Here is a 17912-nt window from a genome sequence, read left to right on the forward strand (position 1 = left end):
CTTCAAATTTAGATATTCATGTTGAACGATGGATATCGGATAAACAGTAAGCTGTTTATCACCGTGTGGAGCGGTAGTTCAGTTGGTTAGAATACCGGCCTGTCACGCCGGGGGTCGCGGGTTCGAGTCCCGTCCGCTCCGCCACTTATACTAAGCCCGAGTCGAAAGACTCGGGCTTTTTTACGTTTGGAATTTGGTAAATATCTAAGTGGCGCGGTAGTTCAGACATACTCGTTTACAACTCATCGAGCGAACTCATGGGCCAATACTTGTCATTGAGCCGGATCCTATGAGAGAGTTAGCGACATTCTTTACTGATGAGAGATAACGATGACATTTTTCTTTGAGCGGACGGAGACTACCGATAAGGTAACGATAGTACTGAAACCGCATTCGCTATATGCCATGTTGCTGATGCTGGCAGCTTGGTTGGTGAGTGATTTGGTGCTGCAGGCAGCGGCTATAACCCAGATAATTATGCCGGTGTTTATAGTCTTTATGGTTATCCGTTTCTTTTCACTCATCCGAGTTCAGAAAGAGGTGATCGTAGCGATGAAGCAAGGGCGAGTCAGCACCAGTGGCAGTAAGTTCTCTTTTACCAATCAATTCACATACATCATCAATAAGTAACTTCATTCTATTATCTTACCGTGACTGGCTGCTCAGAAGCTAACTGAGCGGTTGTCATTGTGTCCCTTCAGGAAATAATGCCTTAATTCCTCGCTGCTAATAGTTTTTTCTGTAACGTGCATAATAGTAATCGCACCCTGATAAAATTGTCAGGAATGTAGTGTGTGCTTTAAATGAGGATATCTATGAGTAAATTTAACTGGAAGCCGCTGCTGCTGGCATGTCTGATTGTCAGTATTGGTCAACTTAGTCTAGGGTTGATTTTCCCTTCTCTACCGTGGATTGCACAAGATTTGGGTGTGAGTTCAGGGCAGGCGCAGCTATTGGTTTCTGGTTATTTGCTTGGTTTTGGTCCCTCCCAGCTTATTTATGGTCCAATGTCAGATGTTTTTGGCCGCCGACCTGTCTTGTTGTCCGGATTGCTCATCGCTTTACTTGGGTTAGTGTTAGCTGTTACGCATGCTGATTCGTTTAACTGGTTGCTTGCAGGTCGTTTTATTCAGGGCCTTGGAGCTGGGAGTGTTGCAGTGCTTGCAAGGGCTACGATTCGTGATAGTTACCTGAGCCATCACTTAGTTAAGGCGATGACCTGGGTTGCAATTGTTGCTGCCTTTACACCTATTGTTGCTCCTGTTATTGGCGGTCTGGTGAACCACTACTCTGGCTGGTTAGCCGTATTTATCTTATTGCTGGGTTATATCGCGGTAGTTTGGCTGGTGTTGCTGCTGACATTCAAAGAGACGCTTGAGGTAACGTCAGCACCACAGTCTGTCAGTAAACTGGTCGTTTCGTATTTTTCTCTGATGCGAGAACGGCACTTTCTCATTTTTGCCGGTCTTGGCTGGGTTAACTTTGCGCTTGTAGTGCTTTCGATTTCTCTGATGCCGTTTATTATGCAGGTTCAGATCGGAATGTCTTCTGATGAGTATGCATTTTGGGCGATGGTTCCTGCTTTTGGTCTGCTGAGCGGCGGTATTTTATGCCAGCGGCTTCGCCCTGTATTAGGTACACAGAAGATGCTGCAGCTTGCACCCTTACTTCATTTCTTTGCCGGTAGCGTATTGATCATTGCGCCGGTTGAACCAATCTGGATGAGTAGCGGTCACTTCTTGTTAGCCATGGCCAATGGGATGGCCTTCCCATGCGCGCAGTCATTGTTGCTGGTTCCATATGGTAATAAAGCGGGTACCGTATCGGCGCTGTCTGGTGCCTTCCAGATGGTATCAGCTTCGTTGCTGAGTAGCCTTTTGCTCAAATTAGGGATTAGTCAGGCATGGCACCTTGGATGTGTGATGCTAGTTGCTGCCGGTGTTGGTCTGATATTGGTATATCATGGCTCGCGCAGTAAAAGTGGTAGAGATGCGGTAGCGGCACTAAATTAATCTCGGCGAGATAGCCGGAGTATAGACCATACTTATCAGCAGAGTGGATACTTCATTGAGGCAGAATAGTATGGTGAGATTGATTTTTCTGACTGTTGTTATTGCCCTGACGGCATGTGTTAGCCAGCATGAAGTTGAGCTATCACAAAATAAAGAGTGGGAACAACTGGGGGCTTATCATGGCACACAAGGCTATCGTGAGTGGGATGAAAATCGTCTTAGCAAGCAGGGAGCCATGACTGAAACCGAGTACGAAAAATATCGTGCAGGTTACCTGCAGGGGCGGTTTGAATACTGCAGCCAGAAGAAAACCGTCAACACGGTAGTAAATCAGGGTTACCCGGATGAATGTGGCAATAACCCAAACAGTTATGGCCTGATTGATCGAGGTTACTAGTATTGGGCTGGTAGTCTAGATAGTTGATTAGAGAGTGGAAAGGCTGCCGAGGCAGCCTTTTTTATCTTGAGTAACTAACTGCAAGTATTAGTTGTTGCTGTGCAGTTCGCTGTTTAGCTCAACGGCTGTTTTGTTGGTGAGGCACTCAATCTGGCCGGTTACCGAGTTGCGGCGGAAAAGAAGGTCTGACTTACCGGCAAGTTCGCGGGCCTTAGCCACTTCAACTTCTTTGCCTGTTGAATCCAGCATACGGACCTTAGACCCGGCAGTTACATATAGGCCTGATTCAATCGTACAGCGGTCACCCAGAGGGAAGCCAAGCCCTGCATTCGCACCTAGTAGGCTGTTTTCACCAATTGAAACAACCACTTTGCCACCACCGCTTAGGGTACCCATGATAGAGGCTCCGCCACCGATATCGGAACCTTCGCCAACCATGACACCCGCAGAAATACGACCCTCGACCATGCTTACGCCCGTAGTTCCGGCATTGAAGTTGATGAACCCTTCGTGCATAACGGTTGTACCTTCACCCACGTGCGCACCAAGGCGAACGCGCGAGGTATCTGCAATACGTACGCCTGCAGGAACCACGTAATCGACCATTTTCGGGAATTTATCGACACAGTCTACTGTCAGTACTTCGCCGTTCAGGCGAGCTTCGATCTGGCGATCGGCCAGCTCTGGCAGATCAATTGGTCCCTGGCTCGTCCAGGCAATGTTGTGCAGCAGGCCGAAGATACCATCCAGGACAATGCCGTGTGGCTTAGCTAGGCGGTTAGAGATCAGTTGCAGCTTCAAGAAGCCTTCAGCAACGGAGGTTGGTGCTTCATCAGTTGCCAGAACCACAATAACCAATGGCTGAGTTGACTGCGCAGCCTTAGATGCAAATTGGGCACTTTTCTCTTCACCTGCAGCGGTGAATGCCGAAGCGAGATCTGCACATTGAGCAGGAGTGACCTCAATAGCCTGGTTACCTTCTTTATAGCCTACAACAGCCGCTACAGCAGCGATCAGCTCATCTGATGGGTTAAGCGCTGGGGTTGGGAAGAAAGCTTCGATGATTTTACCGTCACGGTTTTTAGTCGCTGTACCTAGGGCAAGTGAAAAGCTGGCCATTAGTGATCGTTCTCCATGTCAAAAGTTTTGAGCTCTGCGTTGCAATGCAGGCAGATGAAACCATCATAATGACAGTTGGCATGATATTGAAGGGGGGAGCAGATAATCAGTGAAAAATGACGAAATTATTGCCAAAGCAAGGCTATTAACAGTGCTTACGTGTATTTTTTTGCATAAAAAAACCTCCAGTATGGAGGTTTATTCATGTTGAAGTTGTCGACAGCAGAAATTAAGCCGCATCATCCTGTGGCTGTTCAGCAACAGCTTCAGGTTTCGCTACTTTCTTTTTTGGTGCCGCTTTCTTTTTGGCACCCAGTGCAATCAGTACTTCTTCACGTTTCTGCGCTAAGAACAGCGATAGCTCTTCTTGCTTGGCCTCATCTTCGAACAGTTCACTTTCGCCTAGCAAAGTAAACATCTCGTCAGCCATATCCAGCATCTTGTCGTATGCGTCGGCTTCGGACTTAGAGGTGAAAGTCATCTTTTCTTCTCCGTTGCGCTCAACCACATATTTGACGATAACAGCCATGGTCACCCTCTCCCGAAATTGATTTACTGGCTGTTTATACAGTAGCATAAAGGGCTATGTCCAGTGATAAGCGTGTTAATGTGATGGTGCGAGAAAAATTTACCCATATTTATGCCCGAGCAGCCGAAAGGAAAGGTGGAGATACCGAGCTGGAAAGTCTGCTGGCTACTCCTTTAAGTGCAAAGAAGCTAAAGGCTATTCCTGATGATCGTTGGTTGGCAGCATTCTCCCAGAAGGTATTTCAGTCTGGAATGAGCTGGAAAGTTGTCCGTAATAAATGGCCTAACTTTGAAGAAGTCTTTTTCGGTTTTGACATCGAAAAAATGCTGCTGATGCCAACTGAAATGTGGGAGCGTAAAGCGACTGATCCGGCAATCATCCGCCATCTAGGCAAGGTGATGACGATTCCGGAAAATGCCCATATGATCCATGATGCAGCACTGGAGCATGGATCATTTTCGACAATGGTGGCCGATTGGCCGGCAGAGGATATTACGGGCTTATGGCGTTATCTAAAAACATACGGTAAGCGCCTTGGTGGCAATACCGGACCGTATACATTACGGATTATGGGTAAAGATACCTTTATTCTTAGCCACGATGTCGAAGCCTACCTGCGTAATACGGGAGTAATAGACGGTGGCCGTGATACCCGGAAATCTTTGCTCGCAACTCAGCAGGCGTTTAGCGACTGGCAACAGGAAACTGGTCGCCCGTTGTGTCAGATCAGCCAGATCATTGCATTTAGCCAAGGTGATAATCGTTTCTAGGCGTCCAGTGTTGGCAAAAATCCAGAAACAGCTTAAGTAGTGGGCTCTGGTATTTTTCTTTGTGGTAGAGCAGCCAGTACTGGCGATGTGTATCCAGCGGCAAGCTGAGGGTAACTAGCCGGTTGTCCTTGACGGCATGTTCGACTGCCAGGCGTGACAGGCAGGTGATCCCCAGTCCGGCCGTCGCGCAGTTTATAATTGCCTCGGTGGTATTAAGCTCGAATGCCTGCTGCCACTCTTCCAGTCTAGGGGCGATGCGGTTGAGAAAAAACTCCCGTGTTCCCGATCCCGGCTCACGTAAAATCCACTGTGAATGCTCCAGATCAGACAAGGTTAAGTTGTCAATTTTGGTCAGGGGGTGATCGGGATGGCATGCTACCACCATTTCATCGTCTAGCCAGGGCTGAACCACGAGATCGGATTGCTGCACTTTACCTTCGACCAAACCCACATCGAGCTCGAACTCACTCAGCATATGACAGATTTGGGCCGTATTGGAAATAAATAGAGATTGATTATCATGCTTGCTGTCGCGGCGAAAATCACGGAGCAAAAAGGGGGTGACTTGGTTGCCGACAGTATCGCTCGAACCAATTTTTAGTTTTCCGCTAATCGGCCCGGCATAATTGAACATCTGCTCAATGTCATTGCTGCGTGCCAGCAGTTCATCTGCTAAAGGAAGTAGGCGTTTTCCCTGTTCGTTGATGATCAGGCGATTGTTATTGCGATCAAATAGCTTGTGTCCAAGATGCTTTTCCAGTTCGGACAGCGCCATGCTGACTGCAGGCTTGGAGAGAAAGAGTTTCTCGGCTGCCGCAGTGATCGTTCGTTCCTGGGCGACGGTGACAAACACCCTAAGCTGCTTGAGGGCAATATTCATCTTCTCTCCATGTTCGTTATTCGATGTTCAATATAATTTAAACAGGTATTAAATATATTCAGTTATTATAAACGAATCAAATTCTATACAATCTCTCCGTGTTCAGAGAGCAATGTTTTCAGCCCAAAGCGGTGATATCGAAATCCATGAGGTTTGGGGTGAATGCGGAGAAAATATCATGATGAGAACGACGATAAATAAAGTTGCGGGAGCACCAACGCCAATGGCTGGTCTCGCACTGGGCATTGCGAGTCTTGGCTGGTGCTGGGAAAATGCCGCGGACCTAAACGGTACAGGCCAAGTCGCCGGTGCCGCAATTGCATCAGCAATACTGCTGATCCTGATTATAAAATTTGTATTCCACCCGAAATCTTTGTGGAACGATCTGACTCACCATGTTGTGGGCAGTGTGGTGCCGACGTTTGCAATGGCGTTAATGGTGGTATCAAAAGCGGTGGGGATTTATGCCCCCTATTTGGCACAGGCTATGTGGTTATCTGCTGTAATACTTCACATGATATTTTTGGTGCTGTTTGTCTATCATCGTGCGATTGAATTCAAGCTCCACCATATGGTGCCAAGTTGGTTTGTTCCGCCTATTGGTATTATTGTGGCAGATGTTGCCTTTCCTGGCGGGGCGCTGCGTCCGCTCGCTGAGGGTCTATTGGTTTTTGGTATGGGCGTGTACGCCGTGATGCTGCCAATTATGGTTTATCGATTGATCTTCAGCCATGAAATTCCTGATGCCGCGAAACCGACGATTGCGATAATGGCAGCCCCTGCGAGCCTTTCCCTAGCTGGGTATCTCACCGTAGAGCAGAGCCCCTCTCCGGTGATCATTGCTCTGTTGGCTGGGATTGCGGTACTGATGACTTTTGTTATCTACGTGGCATTCTTTCGGCTACTGCGTCTCGATTTTAGTCCGGGTTATGCTGCTTTTACCTTTCCGATGGTTATCGGGGCGACAGCGCTGTTCAAAACTGCAGCATGGATGGCGGCAAATGGCGTGGCACAGGAATATGTCAATCAGGTATCCCTACTGGCGAATGTCGAACTGTATGTATCAACGGTGGTTGTATCTTATGTTGTGCTACGTTATTTAGCTTATTATCGTCCGATTTCACGACTCTTTAGTCCTGTTCCACAGAGCTTGTAATGTAGTGTGGTTTGCCCGGTTATACCGGGCTTTCTTGTAGATGTAATTTAGGTTTGCAGCTAACAAGATCATGGTAGACAATCAGTGTAACTTTCTCTTTTTGTGAGATATCTGCGTGTTTACTGTTTATCACTCCAATCAACTGGATCTCCTCAAATCATTACTGGTTGAGTTGATCCGTCTAAACCCTCTTGATAATCCGTTTGAATCCGAGCAAATTTTGGTGCAAAGCCCTGGGATGTCGCAATGGCTGAAGATGGAGCTGGCGAAGTCATTCGGTGTGGCGGCCAACCTTGAATTTCCGCTGCCTGCAACCTACATCTGGAAAATGTTCACCCAGGTGTTGGATGATGTGCCGGAGCGCAGTGCATTCAACAAAGAGGCAATGACGTGGAAGTTGATGCAGGTATTACCGCAGCAGTTAGAAATCGCTGAGTTTGAACCATTAAAGCGTTATTTGGACAATGACCCTGATAACCTCAAAATTTATCAGTTGGCCGAGAAAATAGCAGATATCTTCGACCAATATTTGGTATATCGCCCCGAGTGGATTCAGCAATGGGAAGCTGGTGAAACGGTCGCTGAATTAGGCGATGAACACCCTTGGCAGCCTATTTTATGGCAGGCGCTTTATGATTACACGTTAGAGTTAGAGCAGTCGCCCTATCACCGTGCCAACCTTTATGAGCACTTCATCGAGACATTGGAAAACTACGCCAGTAGCGGAACATTTTCAGCTGAATTACCTAAGCGTTTGTTCGTATTCGGCATTTCTTCGTTGCCTCCACGTTATTTGGATGCGCTGGCGGCATTAGGTGAGCACATTGACGTCCACCTAATGTTTACTAACCCGTGTCGCTATTACTGGGGGGATATTCGTGACCGTAAACATTTGGCGCGCTTGGCGGCCAACCAACGAGTGATTTTACGCTCGCTGCAAGATAGCAGTGACGCTAGCGAATATATCGAACAGCTTAAGGATAGCGATGAAAGTCATTACGATGTCGACATGCACAACGATGTCGTGGGTAACAGCCTTCTTGCATCGATGGGCAAATTAGGCCGCGACAACATGTATTTGCTGTCTGAAATGCAGGTTAATGAAGTGGATGCAGGCTTTGTCGACATAGAACCTGACACGCTACTGCATGCAATTCAGGCTGATATCTTGAATCTGGAAGATCGCCAGAACGATGAGGTCTTGGATTCCAGCTACCATAAGCTCCCGATCAGCGATGATGATACGTCATTGTCGATCCATGCCTGCCACAGCCCAATGCGTGAGGTAGAAGTTCTGCATGACAAGTTGCTAGCGATGTTCGAGGCAGAAAAAGAGAAGGGTCTCAAGCCTCGAGATGTGATCGTGATGGTGGCTGATATCAATGCCTATAGCCCTGCGATCCAGGCCGTTTTCGGTAATGCGCCGGGTAACAGGTATATACCGTTCTCTATTTCGGATCGAACCGCGGATCAGGAAAATCCGATCCTGTTGGCTTTCCTGCGTCTGCTGACCTTGCCTGAAAGTCGTTGCAATGCCTCTGAACTGCTGGAACTACTGGAAGTGCCGGCAGTGATGAACAAGTTTGATTTTGATAGCGATAGCTTCGAGAAAATCAAACGCTGGATTGAAGATGCCGGTGTTCGATGGGGCCTTGATGCGCAAACGGCGTGTCAGTTTGAACTGCCCAAGCAGGATCAGAATACCTGGCTGTTTGGTATCCAGCGCATGCTGCTGGGTTATGCCATGCCTCACAGTGCGGGCTTGTTCGATGGTATTTCTGCCTATGAACAAGTACAAGGCTTAGATGCGGAATTAGCTGGTCAATTGGCTGGATTCATCGATTGTCTAATTGCATACCGTGAGCAATTGGCGCAACCGCAAACCGTGGCTGCCTGGACCGATATCCTTAATCAGCTGCTGGATGATTTCTTTTCGGTTGAGGTGGAAGGAGAGCTGGTTCTTAAATCGATCCGCGATAACCTACATCGTCTGCATGAACAGCTGGAAGATGCTGGCTATCAAACCTTAATCACCCCTACGGTTCTGACCCAGTATCTGCAAGACAAGCTGTCGGGTGAGCGAGTAAGCCAGCGTTTCCTTGCCGGTCAGGTTAACTTCTGTACCTTGATGCCGATGCGCTCGATCCCGTTTAAGGTTGTGTGTTTGTTGGGTATGAATGACGGTTCTTACCCGCGTAATATTGCCCCTGAAGGGTTTGATCTTATGAATGGCCGCACTAAGCCGGGTGATCGCTCCCGTCGTGATGATGACCGCTATCTTTTCCTCGAGGCGATTCAATCGGCCCAAGAAGTTTTGTATATCAGCTATGTCGGGCGCTCGATTCAGGATAACGCCGAGAAAGTCCCATCAGTATTGGTCAGCGAGCTGGTGGAATATTGCCAGCAGGGCTATTGCATGGCCGGTGACGAAGCTCTGCCTGTTGATGAATCGGCTGTTCGTATCAAGCAGCACTTGATTTATCACAACCCGTTAGTGCCTTTTAGCCCGACTGCCTTTTGTGGCGCGAATGCCAGCTATGCGGCTGAATGGCTGCCGGCTGCAGCTCGGGAAGGTGAGGCAAGCAATGAATTCCAGCTGACGGCACTAGATGCCGAGCCGTTGGAAGCGGGACAAAGCCTGATCTTAGAACTGGCTGAGCTGCAACGATTCTGGCGCTTGCCGGTACGCTACTTCTTTAACCGTCGTTTAAAAGTGTTCTTTGAACCGCCGATGGGGGTGATAGAAGATGATGAGCCATTTGTGCTAAATGGTCTGGAAAACTATTTGATGCGTGACGAGCTTTTGGCGCTATTGCTTGATGCGAAAGTGAATCATCGCAGTGAAGATGAGGTATTTGCATCGTTTGCTGCCGAACAGAAAGCGGCCGGTAACTTACCCGTGGCCGCCTTTGGCGAACTAGATCTCGAAGCAACGCGGGTGGAAGTCGTGTCGTTGGCCGATACGATTTTACCCTTAGTGAATCGCCCGCTTGATGATCATGAAGTGGATATCACTTTTCTCGTTGATGGCCATGAAGTCCGATTACAGGGCTGGCTGAAGCAACGCTATCAGTCCGGTCTGGTGCGCTACCGCAGTGGTAAGATTCGTGCCCAAGATCAGTTAACGAGCTGGTTTGATCATTTGTGTCTGGCTGCCAGCGGCCGTGGTCAGCCGACACACTTGATCGGTACCGATAAGCATCTGGTATTACTGACGATCGACGCCGAACAGGCCTTGATTTATTTACAAGATGTCATTGAGTTGTATTACCACGGTTTGAACCAGCCGCTGCCTTATTTTCCGAAAACAGCCCAAGCAGGAATTCAGGCGTGTATCGGCCGTGACGGTAACTGGAAAGATGATGCAGAGACCATCGAAAAGTCATTGAAGAAAATGGCGGACTGCTTTAATGACGGATATTTGTTCCCGGGCGAGGGGGCCGACAGTTACATCGCCCGCGTTTGGCCACAGTGGAATGACGAACTGGCAGTTGAAGTATCACAGTTGGCTTCACGAGTATTACAGGCTGCGATCTTAAACAGTGAAACGGTAGAAGACTAGTGGGAGTGGTTTAGGGAGGAGATGTAGTGTGGCCGCCAGCAAATCATTCTTATTTGTAGGGTGTCCGCTGTACGACCACAGGTCCAGAGGTAGACCAAATTTCTGGCGCTGATACTAACTAAACCCCATAGGGTAAACCGTGAGTAAGTTCTCACATTAGTAGAATGAAATATGATTCTACAAGTTAAAAAATCTTTATAAGTGATTGATCACATTGCTCATGTGATCTTTATCACTTAAGCAGAAGCGGGTGTTCACGGTATCGTAACCGTAGTGAACCCCTTCGTTGTTATTTTAATTTGCAACCAGACTCGGAAATACAATCAATGGATCATTCACATGCAGCCACGAAGCTGCAGCCTATGACTTTTCCTCTGCACGGGGCGCGTTTAATCGAAGCTTCTGCGGGGACGGGGAAAACCTTCACCATTGCGAGTTTATATTTACGTTTGTTATTGGGGCACGGCAGTGCTGAAACTCGTCATGCGTCAGAACTGACCGTCGATAAAATACTGGTTGTAACTTTTACCGAAGCGGCCACTGCGGAACTGAGGGATCGTATTCGGGCGCGAATTCATGATGCCCGCTTGGCGTTTAGTCGTGGCGTCAGCCATGATCCGGTTATCCAGCCGTTGCTAGAGGAAATTAGCGATCATAAAACGGCGGCGAGTATTTTGCTGCAAGCCGAACGCCAGATGGATGAAGCCGCCATCTATACCATCCACGGTTTTTGTCAGCGGATGCTGACGCAAAATGCCTTCGAATCCGGCAGCCGTTTCAATAATGAATTTGTGACCGATGAGAGCCAGCTCAAAAGCTTGGTGGCGGCGGACTATTGGCGTCGTAATTTCTATCATCTGCCGCATGCACTGGCGAGCGAAGTGCGTAATGTGTGGTCTTCACCGGCAGCATTGCTGAAAGACATTGGCGGCAGCTTAACCGGGGCCCCCGTAAAGCTCAGTGTCGAGGCCATGAGTGACTCGCTGGCCGAGTTGCACCAGCAGAATATGCAGCGTATTGATGACGTCAAAGCACGATGGCGTGACAGTGAAGCCGATCTTGAGGCACTGATTGCCAATTCCGGTGTTAACAAACGCAGCTATACCAAAAAGAGCCTGCCGACCTGGCTGGCCCAGGTGAGTCAGTGGGCCGCAGTGCCTACAGTCAGTTATGACTTGCCCGATAAACTGGATCGCTTTCACCAGCAGACATTGATTGAAAAAACGGCCAAGGGCGAAGTACCCGAGCATGCGGTGTTTGTTGCGATTGCTGATTTGCTGGATAACCCGGTCAACTTGCATGATCCGCTAATGGCCCATGCCATTGAGCAATGCCGAGATTTACTGGCCAAGGCCAAAGATCGTAAAGGCTGGTTATCGTTTGATGATTTACTGACCCAGCTTTCTGCGGCGATCGACAATGATCAAGATGATCTGCTGGCAGAGCGCATTCGCAGCCAGTACCCGGTGGCGATGATCGATGAATTTCAAGATACCGATCCGCTGCAATACAGTATCTTCAGTAATATTTACACTAGCCAGCCAGAGTGTGGCCTGTTTATGATCGGGGATCCGAAGCAGGCTATTTATGCATTCCGTGGGGCGGATATCTTCACCTATATTCAGGCCCGCCGTCAGGTACTTGATCATTACACGCTAGATACCAACTGGCGCTCGACTGCCGATATGATCGTCTCGGTCAATACTGTGTTTGAGCTGCCTGACAGTCCGTTTATTTATGATCAGGACATTCAGTTTCTGTCGGTTAACCATAGCCCGAAAGCGCCTGATCGCAGCTGGTGGCTAGACAACCAGCCCCAGCATGCCCTGACGTTCTGGCATCAGGACAGTGTGGACGGTAAGCCTGTGACCAAAGGCTGTTACCAGCAGACGATGGCGGAAGCGACAGCGGCACAAATCCAGAACGTTTTGACCCAGTCGGAGCAAGGTAACGCATTTTTCCAAGATAAAGACCACAAGACGTCGATTCAGGCCGGCGATATCGCGGTGCTGGTTCGTACCGGTAACGAGGGCAAGCTCGTCCGTAAGGCATTATCCGAGCAAGGCATCGCCAGTGTGTATCTGTCTAACCGCGATAGCGTGTTTTCAACCGCAGAAGCGGCAGATATTCAGCGTTTGTTACAAGCGGTACTGACGCCTGAAGATGAACGTGCGCTGCGAGCAGCATTGGCATCGAGCCTGTTTGCGTTGACCGCCGTTGAGCTAGATAAGCTCAATAATGATGAAAATGAGTGGGAAATTGCGGTAAATAGCTTCAAAGAGTATCGCAGGCAGTGGCTCACCCGAGGTGTGATGCCGATGCTGCGAAGCGTGATGGCAAAGTGCAAAATCGCAGAGCGTTTATTGGCCGAAGAGGGCGGGGAGCGACGCCTGACCGATTTGCTGCACATTGGTGAGTTGCTGCAGGAGGCGAGCCAGACTTTAGACAGTGATTACGGTTTATTGCGCTGGCTGGCTGAACATGTAGCAGAGCCCAACGGCAATGCCGAAGATCAGGTTTTGCGCCTGGAGTCAGAGCGTAATCTGGTGCAAATCGTCACCATCCACAAATCAAAAGGCCTTGAATACGATTTGGTCTTTATGCCGTTTGTCTGTAGCTATCGCGAAGTCGATAGCAAAGGCGAGGTGAAGTACCACGATGAGCTGGCTAATCTCACTGTGCTGGATATCTCCAAGCAGGCAGACTCGATTGAAAAGGCCGATAAAGAACGCTTGGCGGAAGATTTACGTCTTATCTACGTGGCACTGACGCGTGCGGTTTATGGCTGTTACGTCGGGATGGCACCGATCCGTAACGGGCGCAGTACCAAAGAGCCGACGGGCTTGCACCACTCTGCGATGGGACACCTGGTACAAAATGGTCAGGAGGGCGGTATTGCTGCCTTAGAGCTTGCGTTAGCCAGGCTGGCAGAAAGCCAGCCGTCGATAACGATAGCCGAGCCGCCAGTACTGCCTGAGACCAAATGGCAGCAGGCTGAACAAGAAGAGCTTTCGCTCGCCCCTAGCCAGTTCACGATCAGTATTGAGCGTAACTGGTGGATGACCAGTTATTCCAGTCTGGTTAAGCAAGGCCATCAGTCTCATCATGACAGCAGTTTGGATTTGCCGGGTTTTGATATTGAGTCGGCTGCGGAAACCGTGCAGGACGGCGAGGAACTCGTTGCTGAGCTCGAACCTGAATACTCTATTTATACCTTCCCGCGTGGTGCTCGCCCGGGTACGTTCCTGCATACCGTATTCGAAGAGATCGAATTTACCGCGCCGGTTGATAGCCTCGAGACAGTGGCAACGCTGACCGACCTGTTGCAAAAAGAAAACTATGATCTGGTGTGGCTGCCGGTATTGCAGCAATTGATTCATGATGTGCTCAATAGTTCGTTAGACGACAAGGGGATGAAGCTGGTAGATAAAACCTCTTCCCAGCGTCTGACTGAAATGGAGTTTTTGTTGCCGATTGAATTACTATCGTCAGCGATGCTGAACAAGGTGATTGCCAAGCATGACAGCGTGTCGGCAAAAGCCGGTGAGCTTGGTTTTGCAACGGTTAGCGGTATGCTCAAGGGCTTCATCGATCTGGTGTTTGAGCATGAGGGGAAATACTACGTACTCGACTGGAAGTCTAACCATTTAGGTGACGACCCCGGTGTATATCGTGGTGACAAGCTAATAGAGGCAATGCGCGATCACCGCTACGATTTGCAGTACCAAATCTATGCCCTTGCACTGCAACGCTTCCTGCGCAGCCGGATCCCTGGCTATGACTACGAGACCCACTTTGGCGGGGTGTATTACTTGTTCCTGCGCGGAATGGAGGCCGGCAGTGACAGCGGTATTTTCCATGCTCGTCCGACAGAAGCGCTACTGGCTGAACTAGACCAATTAATTGATGGAGAGCAGATTGATGCTTAAGCGTTTACAGGACCTAACCAAGCAGGGTGTGCTGCGCCAGTTAGATTATCAATTTGCCAAATTTGTGGCTCTGCGTAGTCCTGATTCTCACTCGTCGCTGGTGGCCTTGGTCGCGGCGTTGGTGAGCCATGAACTGGGTAAAGGGCATGTCTGCCTGATGCTTAACAAAATATCAGCCCAGTCCTTGTTCGGTTTGCCTAGCCGAGTGTCAGTCGCTTTGTTGGATGGCCTGCCAGAGCCGGAACAATGGACGGCGGAATTGAACGGATTACCGATTGTCTCGAATATCGAACAAGGTGATCAGCAGGCAACGCCGCTGGTCTTGGACGGCGGCCGGTTATACCTGCACCGTTATTGGCATTTCGAGCAGCTAGTTGCCAGCAAGCTCCATCATACGGCGCAGCCGGTTGAACCTGCAGCCATTATGCCGTCAGTGCTGAACGAACTCTTTCCGCGTACTTATACCTATTTGTACCAGGCGCTGCAACAACTCAAAAAGGCCGACTCCGGCCAAGCTAGCCCAAATGAGATGAACACTGCTGAAATCCGACGAAAAGAAGTGTGCGATAAGCTGGATGTTGTCCGAGCCGAGTTGCTCAACTGGGACGAGATTGATGCCATACTGATTGCAGCCACTAAAGCGGAAGAGCTGTCAGCGCTGGATGGACTCGTTCCTCAGGCGGCTTGCCTTAACTGGCAGAAGGTGGCGGCAGCAATGGCCATTACCCGTCAGTTTGCGGTTATATCTGGCGGACCAGGTACTGGTAAAACGACAACGGTGGCCAAATTACTCGCGGCGCTTGTGATGCAGGCAGATCATGGTAGTACGGGGGAGGAGGTGGCTACGCCGACCATAAAGCTGGTGGCTCCGACGGGGAAAGCGGCGGCGCGTCTGACGGAATCCATTGGTATGGCGGTGCAATCACTGCCCGTTGATCCCGAGGTACGAAAGCGTATTCCGACCCAGTCTAGCACCATTCACCGTTTGTTAGGTTCGGTGCCGAATCAGGTCGACTTCCGCCATCATCATGATAACCCCCTTCACCTCGATGTGCTGGTGGTCGATGAGGCCTCGATGGTCGATTTACCGATGATGGCCCGCTTGCTCGATGCCATGCCTCCCCATGCCAAGTTGATCCTGTTGGGTGACCGCGACCAGTTGGCTTCGGTAGAAGCTGGCGCGGTATTGGGTGATATTTGTGCCTTTTCCAGTCAGGGCTACAGCCGACAACAGGAACAATTACTGAGTCAGCTGACGGGGTTTGATCTCGCGGGCAGTCACCTTACAGGGATTGATGGAGCGAGGGCCGTTAGTCCGGTGGCTGACAGTCTGTGCATGCTGCAGAAGAGCTATCGTTTCCACGCTGAGTCGGGTATTGGTAAGCTGGCCAAGGCGATTAATAATGGTAACCCGTACCATGTCGAGAAAGTTTGCCAACATGGCTTCAAAGATATCAATCATTACTCCCTTAGCGCCGAAAGCTACCAGACCATGATTAATATGACGGTGAACTTTTATCGTGACTATTTTGATGCGATCGAGCTGGGAAAAGAGCCGAAAGAGGTACTGAAGGCCTTTTCTGCCGTGCGCTTATTGTGTGCATTGCGAGAGGGGGACTTTGGGGTGGTTGGCTTAAACCACCGTATTGAACGTGAGCTGGTTCGGATCGGGAAGGTGGGCCAAGCTGACGAAACCTGGTATGAAGGACGGCCGATAATGATCACCCGCAACGATCATGGTTTAGGTTTGTATAACGGTGATATCGGTATTGCGATGATCGATAAAAAGGTTAATCCTGAAAATCCGCATTTACGGGTATTCTTTGAAATGCCTGACGGTTCGATCCGTAGCGTGTTGCCTAGCCGTTTGCCTGAGCATGAAACGGTGTACGCCATGACTATTCACAAATCGCAAGGTTCGGAGTTTGCAGACACCTTGATGGTACTGCCGTCTGAGTTTAGCCCGATACTGACCCGCGAGCTGATCTATACCGGTGTTACCCGGGCGAAGGAGAAACTTTATCTGTTTGCACTGCAAGACGTGATCAACCGGTCTGTGCGCTTGCGAACGGAACGCGCCAGTGGCTTGGCTTGCTTGTTAGGTTAATTGTTTTATCCGGATAGTACTGGGAAAGAGTCAGCGGCTGCTGACTCTTTTTGTCGGGAAGGGGAGCGTTATATATCGAGTACGAGAATTTTCGAGCGGCGCTGAAAGTTGTACAGGGCTTTTTTGGCCATCGGTAGCTGTTCGACGCTAGATTCGTAGAACCCCTGCTCACGGAACCAGTGTAGGCTGCGGGTCGTCAGCACGAAGATATGCTTCAGCCCTTGCTCTTTGGCTTGCTGGCGCAGCCTGTTCAGTAGCAGGGCGCCCCGATCACCATCACGGTAGTCGGGGTGGATCGCGACACAGGCCATTTCGGCCATTTTTTCCTCGACAAAAGGATACAAGGCTGCGCAGCCGATGATCAGGCTATCACGTTCGATGATGGTAAATTGCTCGATCTCCTGCTCGAGTTGCTCCCGAGAACGACGCACTAGAATGCCATCATGCTCCAGCGGGCGAATAAGCTCCAGGATCCCGCCGATGTCATCAATGCCTGCTCGGTGGACCTTTTCTGCGCTGGCCATGACGATTTGCGTACCGATACCGTCAAAGGAAAAGAGCTCCTGGATCAGGGCTCCGTCTTCTTTGTAACTGATCAGATGGCTGCGTGGCACACCTGCTCGGCAGGCGCTAATGGCACCACGGAGAAAACGGCCGGTACCGCTGTCATCGGCATTGCGGTCGATCAGTTGTTGCAGGGCATGCTCGGCTTCGTTGGGTAACATTTCAGAGGCAACGGAACCGTCCTCTTCGATCACTCCTTGCTCAGAGCAAAAGCCAATCAGCTTATCGGCTTTCAATTTTATCGCCAGTTGAGTGGCGACTTCTTCCGAGGTGAGGTTGAAGCACTCCCCGGTGACAGAACTGGCTACCGGCCCGAGTAATACTATGGCCTGTTGATCCAGCTGACGGTGGATACCTTCGATATCAATGCGACGGATCCGGCCGCTGTGGTGGTAGTCTACGCCGTCATCGATACCGAGTGGCTGGGCGATAATAAAGTTTCCGCTGACTACATTGATCTGCGACCCTGCCATCGGGGTATTGTTGAGTCCCATGGAAAAACGGGCGGTGATGTCGAGCTGTAACTGGCCAGCTGCCTGTTTCACCAGTTCAAGCGTGCGCTCATCGGTTATCCGAACCCCTTTATGGTAAGGGCTCGAGTCCCCCTGAGATTCGAGTCGCTGGGAGATCTGCGGCCGGGCGCCATAGACCACGACAATACGCAGGCCGAGGCTGTTTAACAAAGCGATATCGTTGACGATATGGGAAAAATTTTGGTGGGCAATGGCTTCACCACCCAGCATTATAACAGTCGTTTTGCCGCTATGGGCATTCATATAAGGCGCGGATTGACGAAATCCTTTGACCAGATCTGTACTTCTTAGCTTCACTGCGATGCATCCATATTTATTGTTCGGGAAATTATCGATTTGCTACCCCTATCTATA

12 protein-coding genes and 1 tRNA gene are annotated in these 17912 nt (G+C 49.8%); 9 read left to right on the forward strand and 4 right to left on the reverse strand.

What is annotated here, in order from left to right:
* The first annotated feature begins 67 nt into the window (after window positions 1-67).
* From EDI28_RS21980 to EDI28_RS21995, 4 genes are all read left to right on the forward strand, one after another.
* Window positions 68-144, forward strand: a tRNA-Asp gene (locus EDI28_RS21980).
* 186 nt (window positions 145-330) lie between these two features.
* Window positions 331-630, forward strand: coding sequence for a hypothetical protein (locus tag EDI28_RS21985; protein WP_128786029.1), 300 nt, complete (start codon window positions 331-333; stop codon window positions 628-630).
* A 185-nt stretch (window positions 631-815) separates the two neighbouring features.
* Window positions 816-2012 (forward strand): MFS transporter, encoded by a 1197-nt coding sequence (locus EDI28_RS21990; RefSeq protein WP_128786030.1) that lies wholly within the window; start codon window positions 816-818, stop codon window positions 2010-2012.
* A gap of 70 nt (window positions 2013-2082) precedes the next feature.
* The gene (locus tag EDI28_RS21995; protein WP_128786031.1) at window positions 2083-2409 is read left to right on the forward strand and encodes a DUF2799 domain-containing protein; all 327 of its coding nucleotides are present in this window, start codon (window positions 2083-2085) and stop codon (window positions 2407-2409) included.
* A gap of 87 nt (window positions 2410-2496) precedes the next feature.
* Here the strand turns inward: EDI28_RS21995 and dapD are convergent, their stop codons facing one another.
* Together dapD and EDI28_RS22005 are read right to left on the reverse strand one after the other, a co-directional pair.
* On the reverse strand, window positions 2497-3528 hold the full coding sequence (gene dapD, locus EDI28_RS22000) for a 2,3,4,5-tetrahydropyridine-2,6-dicarboxylate N-succinyltransferase (protein ID WP_128786032.1): 1032 nt from the start codon (window positions 3526-3528) through the stop codon (window positions 2497-2499).
* Window positions 3529-3757: 229 nt separating this feature from the next.
* Window positions 3758-4057 (reverse strand): YebG family protein, encoded by a 300-nt coding sequence (locus EDI28_RS22005; protein ID WP_128786033.1) that lies wholly within the window; start codon window positions 4055-4057, stop codon window positions 3758-3760.
* 83 nt (window positions 4058-4140) lie between these two features.
* Here EDI28_RS22005 and EDI28_RS22010 point away from each other — a divergent pair, with 83 nt between their 5' ends.
* Window positions 4141-4827 (forward strand): DNA-3-methyladenine glycosylase I, encoded by a 687-nt coding sequence (locus EDI28_RS22010; protein ID WP_128786104.1) that lies wholly within the window; start codon window positions 4141-4143, stop codon window positions 4825-4827.
* Here EDI28_RS22010 and EDI28_RS22015 read toward each other — a convergent pair.
* Complete coding sequence (locus EDI28_RS22015; protein ID WP_128786034.1) at window positions 4802-5707, reverse strand: LysR substrate-binding domain-containing protein; 906 nt, start codon at window positions 5705-5707, stop codon at window positions 4802-4804. The two genes, EDI28_RS22010 and EDI28_RS22015, sit on opposite strands and share 26 nt — an antisense overlap.
* Before the next feature lie 178 nt (window positions 5708-5885).
* On the opposite strand from EDI28_RS22015, the gene EDI28_RS22020 reads away from it, so the two are divergent.
* The 4 genes from EDI28_RS22020 to recD all read left to right on the forward strand — a co-directional run bounded on the left by EDI28_RS22020 (window position 5886) and on the right by recD (window position 16461).
* A complete protein-coding gene (locus EDI28_RS22020) occupies window positions 5886-6863 on the forward strand; it encodes a TDT family transporter (RefSeq protein WP_128786105.1) in 978 nt (325 codons plus the stop codon).
* Between the two features lie 115 nt (window positions 6864-6978).
* Window positions 6979-10425: an exodeoxyribonuclease V subunit gamma gene (recC, locus tag EDI28_RS22025; RefSeq protein ID WP_128786035.1), complete on the forward strand. Its 3447-nt coding sequence runs from the start codon at window positions 6979-6981 to the stop codon at window positions 10423-10425.
* Between the two features lie 326 nt (window positions 10426-10751).
* The gene (recB, locus tag EDI28_RS22030; protein WP_128786036.1) at window positions 10752-14354 is read left to right on the forward strand and encodes an exodeoxyribonuclease V subunit beta; all 3603 of its coding nucleotides are present in this window, start codon (window positions 10752-10754) and stop codon (window positions 14352-14354) included.
* Window positions 14347-16461, forward strand: coding sequence for an exodeoxyribonuclease V subunit alpha (gene recD, locus EDI28_RS22035; RefSeq protein WP_128786037.1), 2115 nt, complete (start codon window positions 14347-14349; stop codon window positions 16459-16461). The genes recB and recD overlap by 8 nt, the downstream gene beginning before the upstream one ends.
* Window positions 16462-16529: 68 nt before the next feature.
* Here the strand turns inward: recD and argA are convergent, their stop codons facing one another.
* Window positions 16530-17855, reverse strand: a complete 1326-nt coding sequence (gene argA / locus EDI28_RS22040) for an amino-acid N-acetyltransferase (RefSeq protein ID WP_128786038.1) — start codon at window positions 17853-17855, stop codon at window positions 16530-16532.
* Window positions 17856-17912 lie beyond the last annotated feature (57 nt).

Origin of the sequence: Photobacterium chitinilyticum (assembly GCF_004104355.1) — a bacterium.
Taxonomy (GTDB): domain Bacteria; phylum Pseudomonadota; class Gammaproteobacteria; order Enterobacterales; family Vibrionaceae; genus Photobacterium; species Photobacterium chitinilyticum.